The organism is Pontibacter sp. LHS1, from assembly GCF_058932855.1.
In genome coordinates, this window is the sequence record NZ_JBZYWF010000001.1 from 477,515 (window position 1) to 496,888 (window position 19,374).

20 protein-coding genes are annotated in these 19,374 nt (G+C 50.0%); 11 read left to right on the forward strand and 9 right to left on the reverse strand.

The features are described 5' to 3' along the window. The first annotated feature begins 1 nt into the window (after position 1). Both AC5FXQ_RS02100 and AC5FXQ_RS02105 read left to right on the forward strand, forming a co-directional pair. Complete coding sequence (locus AC5FXQ_RS02100; RefSeq protein ID WP_493600846.1) at positions 2-436, forward strand: hypothetical protein; 435 nt, start codon at positions 2-4, stop codon at positions 434-436. Between the two features lie 17 nt (positions 437-453). After that, entirely contained in the window at positions 454-1,023 is a 570-nt protein-coding gene (locus tag AC5FXQ_RS02105) for a glycosyl-4,4'-diaponeurosporenoate acyltransferase CrtO family protein (RefSeq protein ID WP_493600847.1), read from the forward strand. A gap of 48 nt (positions 1,024-1,071) precedes the next feature. Here the strand turns inward: AC5FXQ_RS02105 and AC5FXQ_RS02110 are convergent, their stop codons facing one another. Beyond that, on the reverse strand, positions 1,072-1,407 hold the full coding sequence (locus AC5FXQ_RS02110; RefSeq protein WP_493600848.1) for an MGMT family protein: 336 nt from the start codon (positions 1,405-1,407) through the stop codon (positions 1,072-1,074). Positions 1,408-1,621: 214 nt separating this feature from the next. Between AC5FXQ_RS02110 and AC5FXQ_RS02115 the strand changes: the two genes are divergently transcribed. The 4 genes from AC5FXQ_RS02115 to AC5FXQ_RS02130 all read left to right on the forward strand — a co-directional run bounded on the left by AC5FXQ_RS02115 (position 1,622) and on the right by AC5FXQ_RS02130 (position 8,669). Continuing rightward, entirely contained in the window at positions 1,622-2,710 is a 1,089-nt protein-coding gene (locus AC5FXQ_RS02115) for an efflux RND transporter periplasmic adaptor subunit (RefSeq protein WP_493600849.1), read from the forward strand. 79 nt (positions 2,711-2,789) lie between these two features. Continuing rightward, the gene (locus AC5FXQ_RS02120; RefSeq protein WP_493600850.1) at positions 2,790-5,906 is read left to right on the forward strand and encodes an efflux RND transporter permease subunit; all 3,117 of its coding nucleotides are present in this window, start codon (positions 2,790-2,792) and stop codon (positions 5,904-5,906) included. Positions 5,907-5,959: 53 nt separating this feature from the next. Next, positions 5,960-7,294 (forward strand): TolC family protein, encoded by a 1,335-nt coding sequence (locus AC5FXQ_RS02125; protein ID WP_493600851.1) that lies wholly within the window; start codon positions 5,960-5,962, stop codon positions 7,292-7,294. 115 nt (positions 7,295-7,409) lie between these two features. Then, positions 7,410-8,669, forward strand: a complete 1,260-nt coding sequence (locus AC5FXQ_RS02130) for an MgtC/SapB family protein (protein ID WP_493600852.1) — start codon at positions 7,410-7,412, stop codon at positions 8,667-8,669. On the opposite strand, the gene AC5FXQ_RS02135 is transcribed toward AC5FXQ_RS02130, so the two are convergent. Then, entirely contained in the window at positions 8,581-9,726 is a 1,146-nt protein-coding gene (locus tag AC5FXQ_RS02135; protein WP_493600853.1) for a bifunctional 3-deoxy-7-phosphoheptulonate synthase/chorismate mutase type II, read from the reverse strand. The genes AC5FXQ_RS02130 and AC5FXQ_RS02135 overlap by 89 nt on opposite strands. A gap of 94 nt (positions 9,727-9,820) precedes the next feature. After that, positions 9,821-10,639 carry a prephenate dehydratase gene (locus AC5FXQ_RS02140; RefSeq protein ID WP_493600854.1) on the reverse strand — a complete coding sequence of 273 codons (819 nt, stop codon included), beginning with the start codon at positions 10,637-10,639 and terminating at the stop codon, positions 9,821-9,823. A 588-nt stretch (positions 10,640-11,227) separates the two neighbouring features. On the opposite strand from AC5FXQ_RS02140, the gene AC5FXQ_RS02145 reads away from it, so the two are divergent. The 5 genes from AC5FXQ_RS02145 (at position 11,228) to AC5FXQ_RS02165 (ending at position 14,152) form a co-directional block, all read left to right on the forward strand. Next, a complete protein-coding gene (locus AC5FXQ_RS02145; protein ID WP_007653373.1) occupies positions 11,228-11,419 on the forward strand; it encodes a cold-shock protein in 192 nt (63 codons plus the stop codon). Between the two features lie 136 nt (positions 11,420-11,555). Beyond that, the gene (locus AC5FXQ_RS02150; RefSeq protein ID WP_007653367.1) at positions 11,556-11,783 is read left to right on the forward strand and encodes a hypothetical protein; all 228 of its coding nucleotides are present in this window, start codon (positions 11,556-11,558) and stop codon (positions 11,781-11,783) included. 51 nt (positions 11,784-11,834) lie between these two features. Then, complete coding sequence (locus AC5FXQ_RS02155) at positions 11,835-12,290, forward strand: cold-shock protein (RefSeq protein ID WP_493600855.1); 456 nt, start codon at positions 11,835-11,837, stop codon at positions 12,288-12,290. Positions 12,291-12,485: 195 nt separating this feature from the next. Next, complete coding sequence (locus tag AC5FXQ_RS02160) at positions 12,486-13,097, forward strand: TetR/AcrR family transcriptional regulator (protein WP_493600856.1); 612 nt, start codon at positions 12,486-12,488, stop codon at positions 13,095-13,097. A 146-nt stretch (positions 13,098-13,243) separates the two neighbouring features. After that, the gene (locus tag AC5FXQ_RS02165; RefSeq protein WP_493600857.1) at positions 13,244-14,152 is read left to right on the forward strand and encodes a hypothetical protein; all 909 of its coding nucleotides are present in this window, start codon (positions 13,244-13,246) and stop codon (positions 14,150-14,152) included. Positions 14,153-14,522: 370 nt separating this feature from the next. Here AC5FXQ_RS02165 and AC5FXQ_RS02170 read toward each other — a convergent pair whose 3' ends face one another. From AC5FXQ_RS02170 to AC5FXQ_RS02195, 6 genes are all read right to left on the reverse strand, one after another. After that, positions 14,523-15,119 carry a mobile mystery protein B gene (locus AC5FXQ_RS02170; protein WP_493600858.1) on the reverse strand — a complete coding sequence of 199 codons (597 nt, stop codon included), beginning with the start codon at positions 15,117-15,119 and terminating at the stop codon, positions 14,523-14,525. Then, entirely contained in the window at positions 15,110-15,577 is a 468-nt protein-coding gene (locus tag AC5FXQ_RS02175) for a mobile mystery protein A (protein WP_493600859.1), read from the reverse strand. Before AC5FXQ_RS02175 ends, AC5FXQ_RS02170 begins: the two co-directional genes overlap by 10 nt. A gap of 387 nt (positions 15,578-15,964) precedes the next feature. Next, positions 15,965-16,123 (reverse strand): hypothetical protein, encoded by a 159-nt coding sequence (locus AC5FXQ_RS02180; protein WP_493600860.1) that lies wholly within the window; start codon positions 16,121-16,123, stop codon positions 15,965-15,967. 35 nt (positions 16,124-16,158) lie between these two features. Continuing rightward, entirely contained in the window at positions 16,159-16,581 is a 423-nt protein-coding gene (locus AC5FXQ_RS02185; protein WP_493600861.1) for a hypothetical protein, read from the reverse strand. Positions 16,582-17,141: 560 nt separating this feature from the next. After that, the gene (locus AC5FXQ_RS02190) at positions 17,142-18,365 is read right to left on the reverse strand and encodes an OmpA family protein (protein WP_493600862.1); all 1,224 of its coding nucleotides are present in this window, start codon (positions 18,363-18,365) and stop codon (positions 17,142-17,144) included. A 12-nt stretch (positions 18,366-18,377) separates the two neighbouring features. Beyond that, positions 18,378-19,373 (reverse strand): PorP/SprF family type IX secretion system membrane protein, encoded by a 996-nt coding sequence (locus AC5FXQ_RS02195; RefSeq protein ID WP_493600863.1) that lies wholly within the window; start codon positions 19,371-19,373, stop codon positions 18,378-18,380. Between the last annotated feature and the right edge of the window lies 1 nt (position 19,374).

A 19,374-nucleotide genomic window follows, 5' to 3' on the forward strand; every position in this document is an offset into this window, starting at 1 on the left:
TATGAAACAGCTTAACCTTTTTCTCATCCTGCTCCTCCTCCCCTTCCTATTTGCCTGTAAAGATGAATGCGAAGGGATAGACTGCCAGTCTGAAGACGCTTTTGCCTTCACAATCAAGTCTGAAGAAAGTGGAGAGGATCTGCTGTTTGGCAGCAACGCACAGCTAGACCAGGATGACGTGGAAGTGTACTACATGCAGAACGGCGGCAGGCAAGCTGCTCAGTTTAAATTTGAGGCTAACTACGTAGTAATTGCGTTGACTCCGGAAGTGACAGCCTATTATATTACCGCTTTAGACCAAACAGACACGATCAGGCTTGCCGTTTCCAGCACTGGCCCTACCGAGTGCTGCCCACGAACACAAAAAGTAGAGGACATCACCGTAAACAACCAGCCCCCTAATGAAGACAGTTGGGTAATCTCGCTGTTAAGGTAAGTTCTCCAATTACACTCATGTCTAACTACCTGAGCACTTTTTTCATCTCCCTGTTTTCGTTCGGTATGATACTAGCCGTAGCTTATCTGCTGGGCGTTACTTCCTTTTCATTTGCATGGGCCCTTAACTTTATGCTGATGATGAGCGTGTCATCGCTTATGCAAACGCTCAAACCAAAGCTGACAGCTACTTATTTTGATAGCAGAAACTGGGAAAGGAATGGCAAGGTATACCGTTGGTTAGGCGTCAACGCCTTTCGGAAGGTGCTGGTATGGGTCGGTTGGGAAAAGCTTCACAAGGCCGCCAGCCCCGTCAAAAAGGACCTGCAGGCATTAAAGAAGCTCGAATACAATACCCGACAATCCGAATACGGGCACCTGATCATCTTCCTCGTCGTCCTGGGGTGCTCTGTTTGGGTAGCTTTCTACTACGGATTAAAGCAGTCGCTCTGGTTGATTTGCCTGAATGTGGTGCTGAACGTATACCCCATCCTGGTGCAGCGCTACAACCGCCCCCGACTGCATGGGGCAATTAGAGTACATAAAGATCGATTGAGAGCCTCTTCAAATGCGGATGTCACGCAATAGCTTGAACCGACGAAACTTCTCTCCTGGCAAAGTTTAAATCCTAAACTCTCAAAGCAGCTCCTTCGCCGGATCCCAGAACAGCTTCTCGAACTCCACTACCTGGTCATTCTCCACCTTTACCCCCTCCTGCTCCAGGCGCTCCTGCATGGCATTGGAAGCTTCGAAGTGCTGCTTACCCGTAAGCATACCTACCCGGTTGACTACCCTGTGCGCAGGTATGGCGGTAAAGGGTTGCGAGGCGATCAGCGCCCAGCCGACCATGCGGGCCGATCCTTTGGAGCCCAGGTAGCTGGCAATGGCTCCATATGACGTCACCCGACCCTTGGGAATCAGCTTAACTACCTCATAGACATCCTCAAAAAAGTTTTTCTTGCTGTCGCTCATACCTTTGTACAATTTCTTTTGTTCGTTTTTAAACCTCTGAAGCTGCCGTTTGTCTTACAATAGTGTCTGTTGGTAGAGTTCATCCGCCACATGCTTTATTATACCATGATAAGCATGTAAATTTAGTCGTTTTTCGTTATTGTCTATACGTTAAATACAAACCGTAATTTTATACCTTTGAGGTAAGATCACCTTAATCGAAGTTTAAACTTAAATGAACAAAACTGTCAAAACAATCCTACTCCTGGTAGTTGCCGCTGTTGTTGGTTACCTGCTGTACAATAAAGTGTTTTCTGGTAACGAAGCAGCAACAGCAAGCGGGCCTACGGGTGGTCCTATGGCCCAAAAAGTGGCCGTGGACGTATTCGTCGTGTCGCATACCGCTTTCCAGAACAAGATTACCTCTACCGGCTCCGTTATACCTAACGAGGATGTGGAGCTGCGCAGCGAAATATCTGGCCGGGTAACCAATATTAACTTCAAAGAGGGCAGCCAGGTAAAAAAAGGACAGTTGCTTATGACAGTGAACGATGCAGACCTGCGTGCTCAATTGGCCAAGCTACAGTCTAACCAGAAGCTGTACCAGGACATGGAAGAGCGCCAGCGCACCCTGCTCGAAAAAGAATATATCAGCCGCCAGGAGTACGACCAGGTAAGCAACCAGTTAGCTACTGCCACAGCCGATATTCAGGCACTGAAGGCAACACTGGACAAAGCCTATGTACGCGCTCCCTTTGATGGTGTGATCGGCCTGCGCCAGGTTAGTGAGGGCAGCTATGTGACCCCAACCTCCCCTGTTGCCCGCATTGTGGATATCAGCCCTGTTAAAATCGACTTTTCTATACCTGGCCGCTACAGCCAGTCTGTAAAAGTAGGCGATAAAATCACTTTCACCTCCGAAGGCAGTGCAGAACAGTACGAGGCCAGCATTTATGCCATACAACCTAATATCGATCCGGCTACACGCACTCTGCAACTGCGCGCCCTCTACGAAAACAAGAACCAGGAAATCAAGCCTGGTGCTTTCGTGAAGGTGAGCCTTAGTCTTGAAGATATGGACGAGGCCATCCTTATCCCAACAGAGTCTATCATACCGGAGGCAACGGGCCACAAGATATTCCTGGCTAAAAACGGGAAGGCACAGCCTAAAATGGTAAAGATTGGCCAACGCTCCGAAACGCTGATTCAGATCATCGAAGGAGTAGAGCCCGGCGACACCATCATCAGCTCGGGTATATTGCAGACACGCCCCGGTTCTGATTTGAATATCAGAAGAGTAGTAACATCTGGAGATGCACAATAACGCCTTTCGCAGCGTTAGCATGAGTGAGGAGCGCATGAACCTTTGTTCTGTCTCCCGGTCTGTTTAGTAAAAGAAATTTATGGCAAGTTTATCAAATATAAGTATTAAGCGCCCGGTGCTCGCCATCGTGATGAGCATCACGATCATCGTATTCGGTATCATCGGTATTACGTACCTGGGTGTGCGCGAGTATCCAAGCGTAGACCCGCCGATCGTGAACGTATCGACCAGTTATGCCGGAGCCAATGCCGAGACAATTGAGTCGGAGATCACGGAGCCGCTCGAGGAGTCTATCAACGGTATTGCAGGTATACGCACGCTTACATCATCGAGCAGCGAGGGCAACAGTAACATTACCGTAGAGTTTGATCTGGGAGTTGACCTGGAGGCCGCCGCCAATGACGTGCGCGACCGCGTATCGAGAGCGCAGCGCCGTCTACCGGAGGATGCTGAGCCGCCGACCGTGTCTAAAGCCGACGCGGATGCCAACCCGATCATCTTCCTGGGTATACGCAGCGAAACCCGCTCCCTGCTGGACCTGTCTGACATAGGTCAGAACGTATTTAAAGAGCAGTTGCAGACAATACCGGGTGTGAGTGCCATCAACATCTGGGGTGACAAGCGCTACTCCATGCGTCTGTGGATGGACCCTGATAAGCTTTCTGCCCTGCAGGTTACCCCGCTGGAAGTACGCGATGCACTGGCCCGCCAGAACGTGGAATTGCCATCGGGCAGCATCGAGGGTGCTACCACGGAGCTCTCTGTGAGAACCATGGGCCGTATTTCTACGCCGGAAGAGTTTAACAACCTGGTGGTACGCGAAGACGCCAACCGCCTGATCCGCTTCCGCGACATCGGCTACGCACAGCTATCCCCTGAAAACGAAAAAACAGTATTGCGCTACAACGGCGTACCGATGATCGGTGTGGTGATCATTCCTCAGCCGGGTACAAACCAGGTAGAGATCGCTGATGAGTTTTACCGCCGACTGGAGTTCATCAAAAAAGACATTCCGGAAGACCTGGAACTGACCATTGGCTTTGACAACTCGAAATATGTAAGAGCTTCCATTGCGGAGGTGAAGGAGACCATCTTCATCGCCTTCGGTCTGGTAGTAGTCATCATCTTCCTGTTCCTGCGTGACTGGCGTTCTACCATCATTCCGGTGGTGGCTATACCTGTTTCGCTCATAGGTGCCTTCTTCATCATGTACCTGATGAACTTCTCCATCAACGTGCTCACCCTGCTGGGTATCGTACTGGCCATTGGTCTGGTGGTGGATGATGCCATCGTAATGCTCGAGAACATCTACTCCCGTATAGAGGACGGGCAGGAACCGATGAAGGCCGCCAAGAAAGGGGCTGGGGAGATTTACTTTGCCATTATCTCTACTACCATTGCGCTGGCGGCGGTATTTATGCCGGTGGCCTTCCTCGAAGACACAACTGGTCGCCTCTTCCGCGAGTTTGGTATTGTGGTGGCAGGTTCTGTTATCATCTCTTCCTTCGTCTCACTCACGCTCACGCCGATGATGTCATCGCGCATGCTGAAGCGCCGCGATAAGCCGAACTGGTTCTACCGCAAAACGGAGCCTTTCTTTGCAGGTTTGACTAACGCCTACAGAAGCAGCCTGAACAGCTTCCTATCTTACCGCTGGGTAGCCTTTGTGCTGGTTATCTTATCGGCTGGCATTATCTGGTGGCAGTTCTCAACTATGCGTTCTGAATTGACGCCGGATGAAGACAGAAGTGGTCTCCGTATTCAAACCACTGGTCCTGAAGGAGCTTCCTTTGAATTCATGGACAGGTATATGAACGAGCTTTCGGCTTTGGTGAACGACTCGGTGCAGGGCATCAGCAGCATGACCACCATGACGCGTAACTCCAACTCCGGCTTCATACGCCTCCGCCTGGTAGACCCGCAAGACCGTGAGAAATCGCAGCAGCAGATCGTGGAGGAGCTTCCTGCCCTGCTCAACCAGATACCGGGTGCCCGTGCTTTCGCCGCCGGTGATAAAGGCCTGGGTGGCGGACGTGGTGCTGGCCAGCCAGTATCTTATGTAGTGCAGGCACAGAGCATGGCCAAGCTACGCGAGATCATCCCACCGTTCCTCGAGGCAGCTCGCCAGAGTCCTGAGTTCAACTTCGTGGACGTAAACCTGAAGTTCAACAAGCCGGAACTACGCGTGGAGATCGACCGCGAGAAAGCCCTGTCGATGGGTGTGAGTGTACGTGACGTTGCCCAGACCATGCAGCTTGGCCTGAGTGGACAGCGCTTCGGCTACTTTGTGCGTGGCGGCAAGCAGTACCAGATTCTGGGACAGGTAGCCCGTGAGAATCGCAGTGAGCCGCTTGACCTGCGCAGCTTGTATGTGAAAAACAATGCAGGTGAACTGATACAGCTTGACAACCTGATCGAGCTGAAAGAAGAAAGCTCTTCGCCTCAGATCTACCGCTTCAACCGTTTTGCCGCAGCTACTTTCAGTGCTACGCTTAATAAGGGCTATACCATCGGTGATGGCATCGAGGCCATGGACGTCATCGCAAAAGATGTGCTGGACGAAACATTCCAGACCTCCCTGACCGGTCAGTCCAGAGACTTCCAGGAGAGCTCAGGCAGTTTGATGTTTGCCTTCTTGTTGGCACTCGGCCTGATATACCTGGCCCTGGCAGCACAGTTCGAAAGCTTCCGCGACCCGATTATCATCATGTTCACGGTGCCGCTTGCGCTGGCAGGTGCCTTGCTGAGCTTGTGGTACTTCGATCAGACGCTCAACATCTTCAGCCAGATTGGTATGATCATGCTGGTGGGTCTGGTAACTAAAAACGGTATCCTGCTGGTGGAATTTGCCAACCAGAAAAAAGAACAGGGACTGACCAAGCTGGAAGCAGCCAGAGAAGCCGCCGTATCACGCTTCCGCCCTATCCTGATGACGAGTTTGTCCACGATCCTGGGTACTTTGCCAATTGCACTGGCCCTGGGTGCCGGTTCTGAAAGCCGTGTATCGATGGGTATAGCCGTGGTGGGTGGTCTTATCTTCGCCACTGGTCTGACGCTGTACATCATTCCTGCTATCTACTCGTTCTTCTCGTCTGCTGAGGCAAACCTTGCCCTGATGTCAGACAAAGACGAGGAGGAGGAACTGGAGCGCAGAAGAGAGCGCAAGCAGGAAAGAGAGCCTGTACTGAGCAAATAATATCTGAAATCTAATCTTTGACGCTAAGATTTAAACTTTTGCATTCTAATATAATGTCCCCACTTAGAGTTGCAGCACTGTTCCTACTTGGAGTAGTGCTGCTCTTCCCTAACAAACTTGCCGCGCAGGAGCAGCTTTCGCTGCAGGATGCCATTCGCATTGGGCTTCAAAACAACTACGACATCCAGATTGCCACCCGTCAGGAGGCCATTGCCGAAAACAACGTAACCCGTGGCAATGCTGGCTTTCTTCCGAATGTGGATGCTCGTGGAGGCCGTACTTTTAGTGAGAACAACTCCCGCCAGACCTTTCAGACAGGACCGGACCGTACCCGTAACGGTGCCAGCTCCAACAACATCAACGGAAGCATCAACCTGAACTGGACCATATTCGATGGCATGGGCATGTTCATCAACTACGAGCGGCTGAAAGCACTGGAGAAATCCGGCATCTTATTTACCCGCGAGACAGTTCAAAACACGCTTGCCGCTATTTTTGACAACTATTTTGAGGTGGTGCGCCAGTCACAGAAGATGCAGGCCATTGAAGATGCTATTGCTATCTCGCAGGCACGGGTGGACATAGCCCAGGCGCAGTACGAGGTGGGCGTGAGCGCCAAGGTAGAGATTTTGCGTGCGCAGGTAGACTTTAACACAGACCGCTCAGAACTGCTTGTACAGCAGGAAGCGCTGCAGAATGCAAAGATCAACCTGAACCAGCTGCTCAGCCGCGACCCGGACATCGACTTTGTGGTGACAGACTCGATCGTAGTGGACCCTAACCTGAGCTATAAAAATACGGACGCAGGCATGCTGGCCAATAACCCGCTTCTGGAGCGCCTGAAAATTAACCGGGAGATTGCCAACCTGGACATCAAGGCCGTTCGCGCAAGTCGCTTCCCTGTGATCGGTGTGGTAGGTGCTTATAACTTCAACCGCTCAGAGAACGAGCCGCTGAATGAATTCTCGCCTCTGTTTAACCAGAACCGTGGCTATAACTATGGTCTGAGTGTGAGCCTGCCTATCTTCAACGGGCTTAACATTAACCGGATGGCACAGAACGCCCGCATCAACCTGGAGTCCGCCAACCTGGAGTATCAGCGTCAGCAAAACCTGCTGGATGCCTCATTGGCCAGAGCGTATAGCCAGTACAGCAACAGACTACAGCTGCTGCAACTGGAAGAAACTAACCTGACACTGGCACAGGAGAATGCCGCCATTGCCCTGGAGCGCTATCGTCTGGGCCTTTTAACGGCTATTGAGCTACGGGAAGCGCAGCGTAACCAGCTTGTAGCAGAAAACCGACTGATCGATATCCAGTTCCAGGCAAAGGCAGCTGAAACAGAACTGAAACGCATTAGCAGCACACTACTGCAGGAGAGTAATTAACAATCATACCTTTAGGTAAATATTGTGAACATCAGATAAAAGTATAGCCCAGGCTATACTTTTATCATTTAGGGCAGTATCTTAGCACTACACCCATCGTCACCACACCACCTGTATGGAACAGGAACTCTTCCAAGTACTTGCCATTTCACTGGGATTAGGCCTGTTGGTAGGCCTTCAACGCCAGCATGATAACGCACAGATTGCCGGTATACGCACCTTCCCCCTCATCACGCTTTTTGGTAGCCTTACAGCCTTGATGGCCCAGGAACTTGGGGGCTGGATCGTGGGGGCCGGACTATTGGCAACTGCGGCCATTGTGGTGGCGGCTAATCTGCTGAAAAAACGAGAGCCTGTACCTGATATTGGCCAGACAACAGAGGCCGCCCTTTTGCTGATGTATGTGGTAGGCGCATACCTGGTGTTCGGCAGCAAAACAGTAGCCGTGGCCCTGGGTGCCACCGTGGCGGTATTACTACACCTGAAAGCCACCCTGCACGGAATCGTGGCCCGCATCGGCCAGCAGGACCTGACAGCCATCATGCAGTTTGTCGTGATCTCCCTTGTCATCCTGCCGATACTCCCAAATACAGAATATGGACCTTACCAGGTACTGAACCCGCACAACATCTGGCTGATGGTAGTACTGATTGTTGGCATCGGTCTGCTGGGCTATTTTGTCTATAAGATATTCGGTAACAGAGCAGGCACCTTTCTGGGTGGTGTGCTCGGTGGACTTATTTCCAGCACAGCTACCACTGTGAGCTACGCCCGCCGAACCAAAAATGCGAAGGGCAGTGGGCAAATGGCTGCGATCGTTATTTTCATTGCCTCTACAGTTTCCTTCATTCGTATTCTGACGGAGATAGTCATTGTAGCGCCCACTACCCTGCCTGCGGTAGCTCCCCCCCTGCTGGCGGTGATTGCGCTTATGGTCGTCACTGGTCTGGTAGCTTACTTTGCTAACAAGGAGGAAAGTGACCAGATGCCTGAGCAGGAAAATCCTGCTCAGCTCAAGGCGGCCCTGGTCTTCGGCGCTATCTACGGGCTCGTGATCCTGGCAACTGCGGCTGCAAAAGACTACCTGGGCGACAGCGGTCTATATATTGTCGCCATCATTTCGGGCCTGACCGATGTGGATGCCATCACCCTCTCCACATCCCGACTGATGAACCTGGGTAATCTCTCACCTGAAAATGGCTGGCGCGTGATCCTGGTGGCCGGACTGTCCAACGTTGCCTTCAAAGGTGCTCTGGTCGGCTTTTTAGGAAACAAAGGATTGCTCGCTAAAATATCGCTCTTGTTTGGCATTGTGCTGCTGGGCGGACTTCTGGTGCTGTGGTGGTGGCCTGAAGGCTATACCCTGCAGGTATAAGCGGCAACACCCCATGCTGCCTCCTTACAGATTCCTGGTGGATCCTGTCAAACAGCTGCGTCACGAATTCCTCGTTGAGATTCTTGCGCGAGGCAAGGCTGGCGTGCTTTTCCAGGAGCTCTGCCCACCTTTCTTCCTGGATCACAGCCAGGCCATGCTGCATTTTATACTGGCCTATTTCAGCAGCAACCTGCATGCGGTAGCTCAACAGGTCAATCAGTTGCTCATCAATGTAATCGATGGAGTGGCGCATGTTGCTAAGATCAGCAGCCGACTTTGTGTCGGTGGCCAATGGACGGCCGCTCAGCTTCGCCAGTAGCTCTTTGAGTGCCTGCGGCGTTATCTGCTGAGCGGCATCACTCCAGGCAGCTTCCGGCTGTATGTGCGTTTCAATCATCAGGCCGTCCATGTGCAGTGCCAGTGCCGTTTCGGCTATACCTGCCAGCAGATGACGGTTACCGGCAATGTGGCTCGGATCGTTGATCAGCATCAGGTCGGGGCGCAGCTCCTTCAGGGTCATGGGCATGCTCCATTCTGGGTTGTTGCGGTACACCGACTTCCCCAGCGGCGAGATGCCCCGGTGTATGGCACCTGTCTGACTTATACCTGCTTTCTCCAATCGTTCTATGGCTCCCAGCCACAGTTGCACATCAGGGTTAACAGGATTTTTGACCAGCACTGGTATATCGACCCCTTTCAGGGCATCTGCAATTTCCTGGACGGCGAATGGATTGGCCGTAGTGCGTGCACCGATCCACAGCACATCAATGCCATGCTGCAGACACTGCTCTACATGCACGGTATTGGCAACTTCTGTTGCTACACGCAAACCCGTTTCCTGTTGCACCCGCTGCAGCCAGGCAAGCCCCGGCTGGCCCACCCCCTCGAAAGAGCCCGGACGTGTTCTTGGTTTCCAGATGCCAGCCCTGAAAATACTTACCCCCGCGTCCTTTAGCTGGTGGGCCGTAGTCAGCACCTGCTCTTCTGTTTCAGCGCTGCAAGGTCCCGCTATGATGAGCGGCTGTTCGTGGGTGTTTAGATTACTTACAGATTTCATATTCATATTAGTTTGAGCGATTGTGATTTTATTTTTTATAGTTATCCTCTCGGAGCTTTGGGTGCGTGATGAAGAATTGTTCATAATGATTAGATTATAATATATGCGTAGTGTATTTCCCCAGCAGTTGAATGGATGCAGCAAGTGCTTCCATATCAGATAGCAGTTCATCCAGTTGCCCTTCTGCTTCGAAGCGCAGGTCCAGATAGTAGCGATAATGCCATGGCTGACCGGGTATAGTCACCGACTCGATTTTGGACAGTTGCACATGCCGCCTGTACAGTAGCCCCATGGCCTGTGTAAAAGCCTCCGGATCTGATTTCAATACCAGACAGATAGAAGCCTTATTGCAGGCAGTGGCCGGCTGTGGCAGCCTGTCGAGCAGCAGAAAGCGGGTATAGTTTTGCTTGCTCGACTCGATCTCCTTGCCGAGCACGATCAGGCCGTTTTGGGCGATGGCCAGCGCGCTGCCGATGGCGGCCATTTCCGTAGAGCCTGCTATGGCCACCTCCCGGATGCTGAGCGCCGTGTCTTCCGACTCAATCAGTTCTACATCGGGGTAAGCCTCAAAGAAGGGCCGGCATTGGTTTAGGGCCATGTAGTGGGAGTATACCTTGCGGATGCTCTGAAGCGACGATCCGGGCACACCGCCCAAATGCTGGCGAATGCGCATGATCACCTCGCCGCTTATCCACAGTTGCTGCTCCCTGATCAGTTCCAGGTTAGGTTGTATGGTGCCTGAGATGGTATTCTCTATTGCCATGATGCCTTTGTCAGCCAACCCGGAGGCAACTGCTACTGCCAGTTCCCTGAACGTGAGGCACGGCACTATCTCAATGTGGTCGTCGCTGAACCGGAGCCTGGCAGCCTCTTCATGAAATGCTCCCGCTATACCTTGAATTGCAATTTTCATATGGATCAAAAAAAAGCGCCCCGAAGAAAGACTCCGGGGCGCTGGTGATAACTTATTCATAAAGTATAATCAATACAGCCCCGGGCGTTTACCAAAAAAGTAAAAGCTAAAACCAAAGCCGCTATAGAAATTTTGTTTTGTAAGATGCATCTCTCGTGCTAGTTTAAAATAAAAAAGGCCCCGCTTGCTGCGGGGCCTCTATATGGTGACATATACCTTTTCCCGCTTTAGTCCTTTGGAGGAAAAAAGTAAAAAAAGAAGGTATAAGATTTCTGTTGCTTGTTCATTTCAACCGCCAATATAGAGACTTTTCATAGAACGCCAACTTAATTTCGCTTTTTTCTGGCGAACGTAGCTCTTGTTAAGTAATTATATTTCAGAATATTTCTTCAGCCATCGCTTCATATATCTGCTTTTAAAGCTCGCAGACGCACTTTATTCGACTCACAGGGATCAGCAGTGTCTACAGACCCGGTGACAAAACGGTCATGGCCTCGCAATTGTAAGATTTTTATCGTACATTGTAAAAAAATAAATGAACCTATATGCCTTCCACTATGTAGTAGGTATATAATTAAACAACACAGAATGAATAACGGAACAGTAAAATTCTTTAATGACCTGAAAGGTTTTGGTTTTATTAAGGAAGACAACACAGATCAGGAGTACTTTGTACACGTGACTGGCCTGGTACATGAAATCCAGGAAAACGACAAAGTGACTTTTGACCTGCAAGAAGGAAGAAAAGGACTAAACGCGATTAACGTTAAGCGTGCTTAGTTTTCAGATATAAGTCATTTCGAAAAAAGCCTTACCTGCGGGTGAGGCTTTTTTTCATTTCGATGTGCATGTTTTGCACCACTCCCCCGTTATTATAATGCCGCCCTGGCAATGTTTCACCTAACCCCTCCTTACGATGAATAGAAGATACCTGGTAGACACTACCACTCGCGAGTACATCTGCGTAGCCCTCCAAAAAGGACAGGACTGGACCCCAAACAATCAGGATTCCCTCCCAAAGTTCATGAACTCTCGTACAAACAAAGACCAACCCGACTTCGAGCTTGTAACCGGCGAATATAACGACAATTCATTTTTTGAAAAGTGGATTCGCAACGGCACAAACTTCCTGTTCAGGTACTAAAAAGCCTGCATACCAGCATACCATCATTTTATAGATCATTTAACAGCATATATGGGTAGATCACAAGAAACCTTCAGTAAAAAAGAAAAAGAGAAGAAGAGACTTAAGAAAAGACAAGACAAAGAGCAGAAGCGCGAGGAGCGCAAGGCCAATTCTGACAAGGGCAAAGACGTAGAGGAAATGTTCGCCTACGTGGATGAGTTCGGTAATATCACTGATACGCCTCCAGACCCGACAAAGAAGAAAAAAGACTTCAAGCAGGAAGACATCCAGATCGGTGTGGCCAAGCAGGCCGAGATCGACCCGGCTGACCTGATCCGTAAAGGCACGGTTTCTTTTTTCAACGAGTCGAAAGGCTACGGCTTTATACAGGACCACGTTACGCAAGAGCGTGTCTTTGTGCACCAAAATGGATTGGTGAATACGATCAAGGAAAATGATCGTGTAACTTTTGAGGTTGAGAAAGGCCCGAAAGGATTAAATGCTGTTAACGTTAAACTGGCGTAATCCCCTCTGGCTCAAAAGCTTCTAAACATAGCTTAGGCCATCCGGTTTAACTTAGGTGATTATAATCTGAAAATCTCCTGCTATTGTCAGCCATTATGCTGACTGCAGGAGATTTTTTTGTCGTATACAGTTTCCCGGCCTCTGCTGTTTATACCTTTGCAGCAAGACCGGCGAAAATAAAGCACACCCTACTAAATGGATACGATTAACACCCCGAAGGCCTTAATTTTGCATGAGGCTCAGCAACAGTTTTTCAACCAAGGTTACAGTAAAGTATTGATGGCTGACCTGGCAAAACAGCTAGGCATGAGCAAGAAAACGCTTTACCAATATTTCAGAGGAAAAGAAGAGTTGCTCCATGCCGTCATCAAAAACTTTTTGGAAGAACTGCAGCGTGATGTAGAAAACCTGCTTCAACAGGAAGCTTCCAACTTTGTCAGTAAGGCTGAGCAGGTGTTTCGCACGGTCGGGCAGCGCTTCGCCCGTATCAACGGACAGTTACTCACCGACATCCGGAAGCACACCCCAAAAACCTGGCAACTACTGCAGCAGTACCGCGCCGAAGCAGCTTTTAAAAGATTCAAAACTTTGCTGGATGAGGGCAACCAAAAAGGCTTTATCCGGAAGGACGCAAACATTTCACTAGCCGTGCTGCTCTATGCCAGTGCACTGGAGAAAATCCTGGACCCTGAGTTTATCAGCCAGGTGCCGCCAGATCTGATGCAGGATATCAACTACACACCTTCTGCCGTGTACGAGGGATTAGCAAACCTCATTTTCCATGGTTTACTGGAGAAAAACCAATGATAGTTTACACTTGTCAATAGCAGTTGTACTTACAGCTATACCTAAACAGATTGCTAACCGACTAAAAAACAGCCTGTTCCCTTGCCATTAATTAAAATATAATTATATTTAGTAAAGTTTTTTTCATTTCTCTAAAACTGCAAATTATGAGAATTAAAGCTTTACTCCTGCTCCCCCTCCTGGCCATGCTGGCCTCCTGCTCCAATGGCGAGGAAGAAATCAAAACGTTATACCCGCAAAAAGTGGTGATCGGCAGCACGACCCACGACTTCTACTATGACCAGGGTAGGGTCTACAGCGTTACGACTAATCGTCCTAACTTTTACGAGGAGGTGACCTATACTTATTACGATGAATATTTCAAGAAACCGGACCATCGTTTTAAAGACGAGATAGTGCAGGTTACTACTCTGCCTGATGTTGGCCCCATTGGCTGGGACAGAAGTGATTCCATTGTAAGGAGGCAAGAGTCAATCTGGACCAGGTCAGAGGATGGCCTCATACCTAGAGAAGGACAGCATGTATACCTCCGTGGGCGTGTGTTGAGGGATCATATTAAGCATCAGTACAACTCAGAAAAGAAGTTGACTTCCTCAATTTACCACTACAACAGTACGAATTTAGATCATACCTCTATTGTTGGTGATGACCCAAAGTATAGCCATAAAAAAATAGACTATACCTATAATAAGCAGGGCAAGCTCCAAAAAGCGGCTTTCTTCGCACCAAGTTCGGAGACTCCCTATCTGACTATTGAACTAGAGTTTGATGACAATCCAGGCTATCTGCAAAGCTTGCCCCTCGAAGCCAGGTTTATGCCGCTAGAGCTGCCTTACCGCAGCCACAACATCACCAGGTATACTGTAAAAGACCGGGAGGGCAACATCCGGAAAGACCTCTCCTATACCTGTAGCTATAAATATAATCGGGACGGCTACCCTACTAAGCTCAAAAGAACAATGCTGGATGGGCAGGAGTTGGAAGGATATATTGTGTACAAGGCTTCCGCAGGAAAATCAGAAATAGCAGAAGCCGCTTTGAACGCAGAGAAATAAACGTACCTCAAGCAAAACATCCTGAAGCAAGTTAAAAGTCTTGAACAGGACCTAAAACAAAAAGCCCATCAATCGATGATTGATGGGCTTTGCTCTTTGGTATCGCTACCAGCAGAGAGTGAGGGATTCGAACCCACTCTGCAATACGTTTATTATCAATTACTTATCACCCTAAAATATAGCGGTCACCCGAATTTACCTCCTCCTGAGGATTCTAGTGTTTTCTTTAATCAAATCTACTGCTTTATTTCACAAACATCAAGCCGAGAAAGTAAAAGTTAATTATCTTACTTCCGGTATACAATCTTAGGGAAGAAAGAACCTATGCCCAGTTACTATTTCCTGCTTCCAATACTTTCCAGCATAAGGCTCAGCTTTTCGCAAACTGAAGTAGCGGCGCTATATCGCCTTTATCGCCAGCTCGAATGGCGGCAATGTAAGCCTTGCGCGTAGCATCCGCCTTCACCATGTTGGATCTGTTCCATGTGAAGGCGTCTTTCCCAAAGATGGACTCCATGATGATGTCTGCCATGATGCGTGAATGCCGCCCGTTCCCGTTTGGGAAACAGTGGATGTTGACCAGCCGGTGCTTGAAGCGGATCGCTATCTCATCAGGCGGATAGGTGCCATGCTCTACCCAGAAAGCCGTGTCATCCAGCAGGTACTTGAGCTCCATGCCGATTCTGACCCAAGCCACCCCAATGTTTTTCTCGGATCTCCTGAACTCACCTGCCCACTTCCAGACCTCGCCAAACATACGCTTGTGCAGCGTTTTGATAAACTTCTCCGTCAGTATGGCATCCTTCTTAAACCTGGTGTTCATGGTCCAGGCGATTGCCTTTTCAATGTTTAGCTGTTCGAACTCGTCCAGTTCCCCGTGTGAGGTGATCGTTTTGAGTAGCAGCCCTTCTTTCTCTTCTTCATCCAAAGGAGTCTGGCCATCCAGGTAGGCATATTCTAATCCCATAGCGTGCCCTTCATTTCACGTTTAAGTTCTTCAGCTAGCTCTTCGATTGCCTGCCGGATCCGGTCATCGCTATTTCCCTGGTTCTCCAGCTTCATGTGCTGACTTGTTCTTAAGACGATCTTTCTAGCTAGCTGCTGTGCTCGTTGATCGACCAACTTCTCCATTGACCCTTGCTTCGGCACAAAGCCGTACACGAGCTGCATGTCAAGCGCCTCAGCTACCTGCTTCAACACGTTTAGGGAGACGGTACCTGTAGCTTCTCTTTCCTCTGTCTTTTTGATGCCTTGCTTTGTCTTGCCCAGCTTATTACCTAACTGCTCTAAAGTCATGTTAAGTGCGACCCGAATAGCGTGGATCCAACCTTTTTCCGGGACTGGAGTCTTAGCCAAAACCTTTAAAGGAGCAATTTTCCGGTCCAATTGCTCCAGCAGTAGTTTCTTTTTATTTCGCATAAACATCTTAATTAATCAACATATTTGTTTACTACTACTTGATAAAGGTAAATATATTAGTTTACTTTTATCGAATAAAGTAAATATATTAGTTAACAAGCGTATTGTTATAGTAAACATAAAAGTATACTATAATTTTTAATAAGTAAACATATTAGTTGATTTATTGACTATTTCAGTCAACCTACACGTTGATTATACAGAATAACGCTGCGAGATTGTGTGCAAATAAATATCAAGCATACGTGAAGACATATAGAGCTTGAGATTACTGCATGGTTAATGGTATAACATTATGAAAATTCCGCTTCTCACGGCTTAGAATTAAAAAAGTCAGGCATTTTCAATAATAGAGGGCTGCATCAAAGCCTATCCCGTTGTCTGAGAATGAGACTACATGACTTCCATCTGTACCCAGCCAGTGTCGGATCTCAATGTTAAGGGGCTTTCAGGGGAGCGAAACTTAATGGCGTTGGTCAGCAGGTTATAGAAGACACTGAACAGGTATGCCCTGCTGGCGTTCAGGATACGCTGTCGTAGCAAGTATGGCATCCTGTAGTAGTTCCTTGTTGCTGTGTAAGATCAAGTTAATATAAATCCCATTTCGGTGCAGTTGGCAAAATTACTTCTTTGATTCCGAGTTTATAGAAGGTAAGCGGGTTCAGGTTATTTTTCAAAATCTCGGCGCTGTTCCTTTCCCCGGAAAACTCAAGTATAGCACCCAGCCTTGGCGGATATTGTAGCGCACACCTGACTGTCCCTGAGCGTCCACTATCCGTAAGCTTGCTGACTTCATTCTTTAGTAAAATGACAGCCGATTTTTTGTCCAGATCAGGTATAGTTTGAAAATCCTTGAGTGCATCTGATATTTCAAACAGGTAGTAGTTCCCGTTGGTAACATACACATAACTTTTGACCGGCTTTACCCGAATTTTTCCAATTTTGGTTGTTACCCGTTTTACTTTGCCGGCCACCTTGCTGGTTTGGGGAACCTGCGTGGTCAGCCCCATACGATTGTATAATGAATGTAGGCAATGCGTTTCTCACCCTGGAATAGGTATGGTTTCAGTAATTCTTCCTCTCTTGGTCTCAGCAAAAAAACAGATTGCTTAAGCTTGTAGAACACTCCGGTAGAGAGTCTCTTGATACCCCCTTTCTTGATACACCTCTCGATGGCTTTGGCAGCGGCACTCTATATTGCCCGGTCAATACTCTGCTGCTGGTACTTAAATGTTGTACCTTCCTGTATCCTATTGATCTTGTATCCTGCTTTCGCTGTTACATTCACTGATTACTAATACAGCCCAGCCATTTGTCAAGTATTTTGCGCAAGATACTTGACATTACCACTTTTACAGAATCTTCCATAGGGAGGTGTGCTGTGCTTTTCTGACTGCCGGCCGTATTTAAAAGTTGAACCGACAAACGATCCATACGCGCATATTCTGCCTTACCCAAAGGCTAATCAGATGCTGCCTCTGCCGCAACAAATGCGGGTCTGGTTCCCCACAACGCACACGAGCCACTCCTGGCGAAGTGGCTCGTGTCATTGGCTGAGGATCTTCCGTTGCTATTGTACCAGGTACAGTTCAGTTTTGCGGTGCGCCTTGCCTTTGTCAGGCAGCACCTCGCTCTCTACCTCCACTTTGAAACTTTTGGCGCCAAAGTAACGCTGGATGTAGGCCTTCACGCTCTGAGCGCGCTGCTCACTCACCCGCCGCTTTGCCGCGGGCTCCCCGTAGCCGTCTGAATAGCCTTTGATCACAAAGGTCGTTCCGTCTGGCTGCTGGCGCAGGAAGCGTGACAAGCCGGCGAGTTCATTCAGGTTCAGGTGTACCCGGTTAAACTCGTTGAACAGCACCAGGGATGGGGAAACAGCCCGCTTAGGTGCTGTTTCCACTGGGCTGGTGTCGGCAACCTCATTCAGCCCGATTTGCTCCGGCGCCTTCTCCGCTACAGGTGGTTCTGAAACAGCACCGGCAAGTGGCGCAGCGGCAGCTGGTTCAGGTAATCGCCCTAGCATGTAGGCGATATAGCGCGGCTGCTCTTGCGAGGTGCCGCTCACCCACACCGTCCGGTCGCTGCTCTTTCTGAAATAGGCATTGTAAGCCTCTTTCTTGTTCACCACACTTTGAAGCCGCACGGCTTCCCCCATCTCTCCGTTTTTCAGGGATGCCCCATAAATGTAGGCTGTCACTCCCTGCTGACGCGAGAAAAACAGGGAATCGTTGCTGACAAAAGGGGCAAACTCAGCACCTTTGGAATTTACCTGCTTGCCCAGGTTTCGCGGCCTTGACCAGCTCTTGCCATTCCACTCGCTCCGATACAGGTCATCATAGCCTTCAGAGCCTGCCAGCTCAGCGGCGATGAACAGCTGCCGCTTGTCCTCCGTCAGGAACATGCCCAGGTTATGGGAATGGTTGCGCATGCGCGGCACAGGCAGCTCCTCCCCCTTCACAAACTCCCCGTTCGTCCACTTGTAGATGCTGATCTTCCCTGTTCTTCTGCCCGACTTATGGTAGACAAACACTTCGCCCGCCGCCAGGTTGCCACCGACGATGGCGTTGATCTGCCCCGCGTTCAGGGTAACGGCCCTCGCTGCCGCTTCCGGCTCGTCAAGGCTGGCAGTATACAGGTACTGGCCGCCTTCTGCTTTTTTGGTGATGAGCAGCATGTCCTCCCCCACCAGGGCCACACCGGCCATTTCATCATTGGTCTCCAGGAGTTTCGTCTGGGCCTCGCCTACTGTCAGGGCCCCTAGCATCAATCCGATGGTGTATACGATCTTCTTCATTGTCTCTTCGCTTTACCAGATGGTCACTTGTTTTCCGTACTTGGGATACTTCACCGGGATCAGGTTATAGGTGAGGGAGATCTCGTTGGTGCTCCGGCTCACGTGTCTGGCGTTCTGCACCGGGATCTCATAGGCATAGCCGATGCGGAACTGATCGAGGCGGATGCCGGCGGTCGCGCTCCAGGCCAGGTCCTGGCGGTAGCTGCCCCCCAGCCAGAGCATGTTCTGGTACACCGCTTTGAGCTGCACTTCGGTGCTCTCTTTCAGCTGATCGTCATACTGCAGCATGCCGTTTGCCACCAGCCCGAACTCTTCGGTCAGGGCGGTGCGGTAGCCCGCCTGCACCAGGTGCTTACGGGTATAGAGGTCCTGCAGAAACTCGTCTCCGCCCGACACGATGCCGCCCTTGGTCACGTCCTGCATGGCATAGCCGATATAGAACTGATCGGCGGTCAGCGTCCAGCCCAGGTTCAGGTCCAGCTTGCCCTGGCGCAGGCGCTGGCCCAGCACCCCCTGGAACTCGGGATCGCTCTCATTGTCCACCGTGAGCCTGTTGCCGTCCAGGCGCTGGGCGCTGTACGTAAGCGCTCCGCCCCAACGCAGGCTCAGGCTTTCCGATAACCGCACCCGGGAGGCGTAGCCAAAGTGCACCTGGCTTTCAGAGAAAGGACCGAATGCATCCTGCAGCACCGTCAATCCAAAGGCATGGCGGGCACCGGCCTGGCGGTCAAAGAAATCGTGCTGCTTGGTGCGCAGCACATCATGCTGCTGCCAGGCCGACAGGTCTGCCAGATCCAGCTCCGCCGAGGCGAAGTAGGTACGGGGAGCCCCCTCAAAGCCAGTCCACTGGTTGCGGTGGAAGCCCTTGAGCATGGAGCCCTCGTAGCCTGTGAGGGATGGGTTGTAGTATTGCTGAAACAGCTGAAAGTTGGCGATGTGTTTCCTGTTCTGGGCCTTTGCGCCCAGAACAGCACCAACTAGTAATATGGATAGGATTAACTTTTTCATT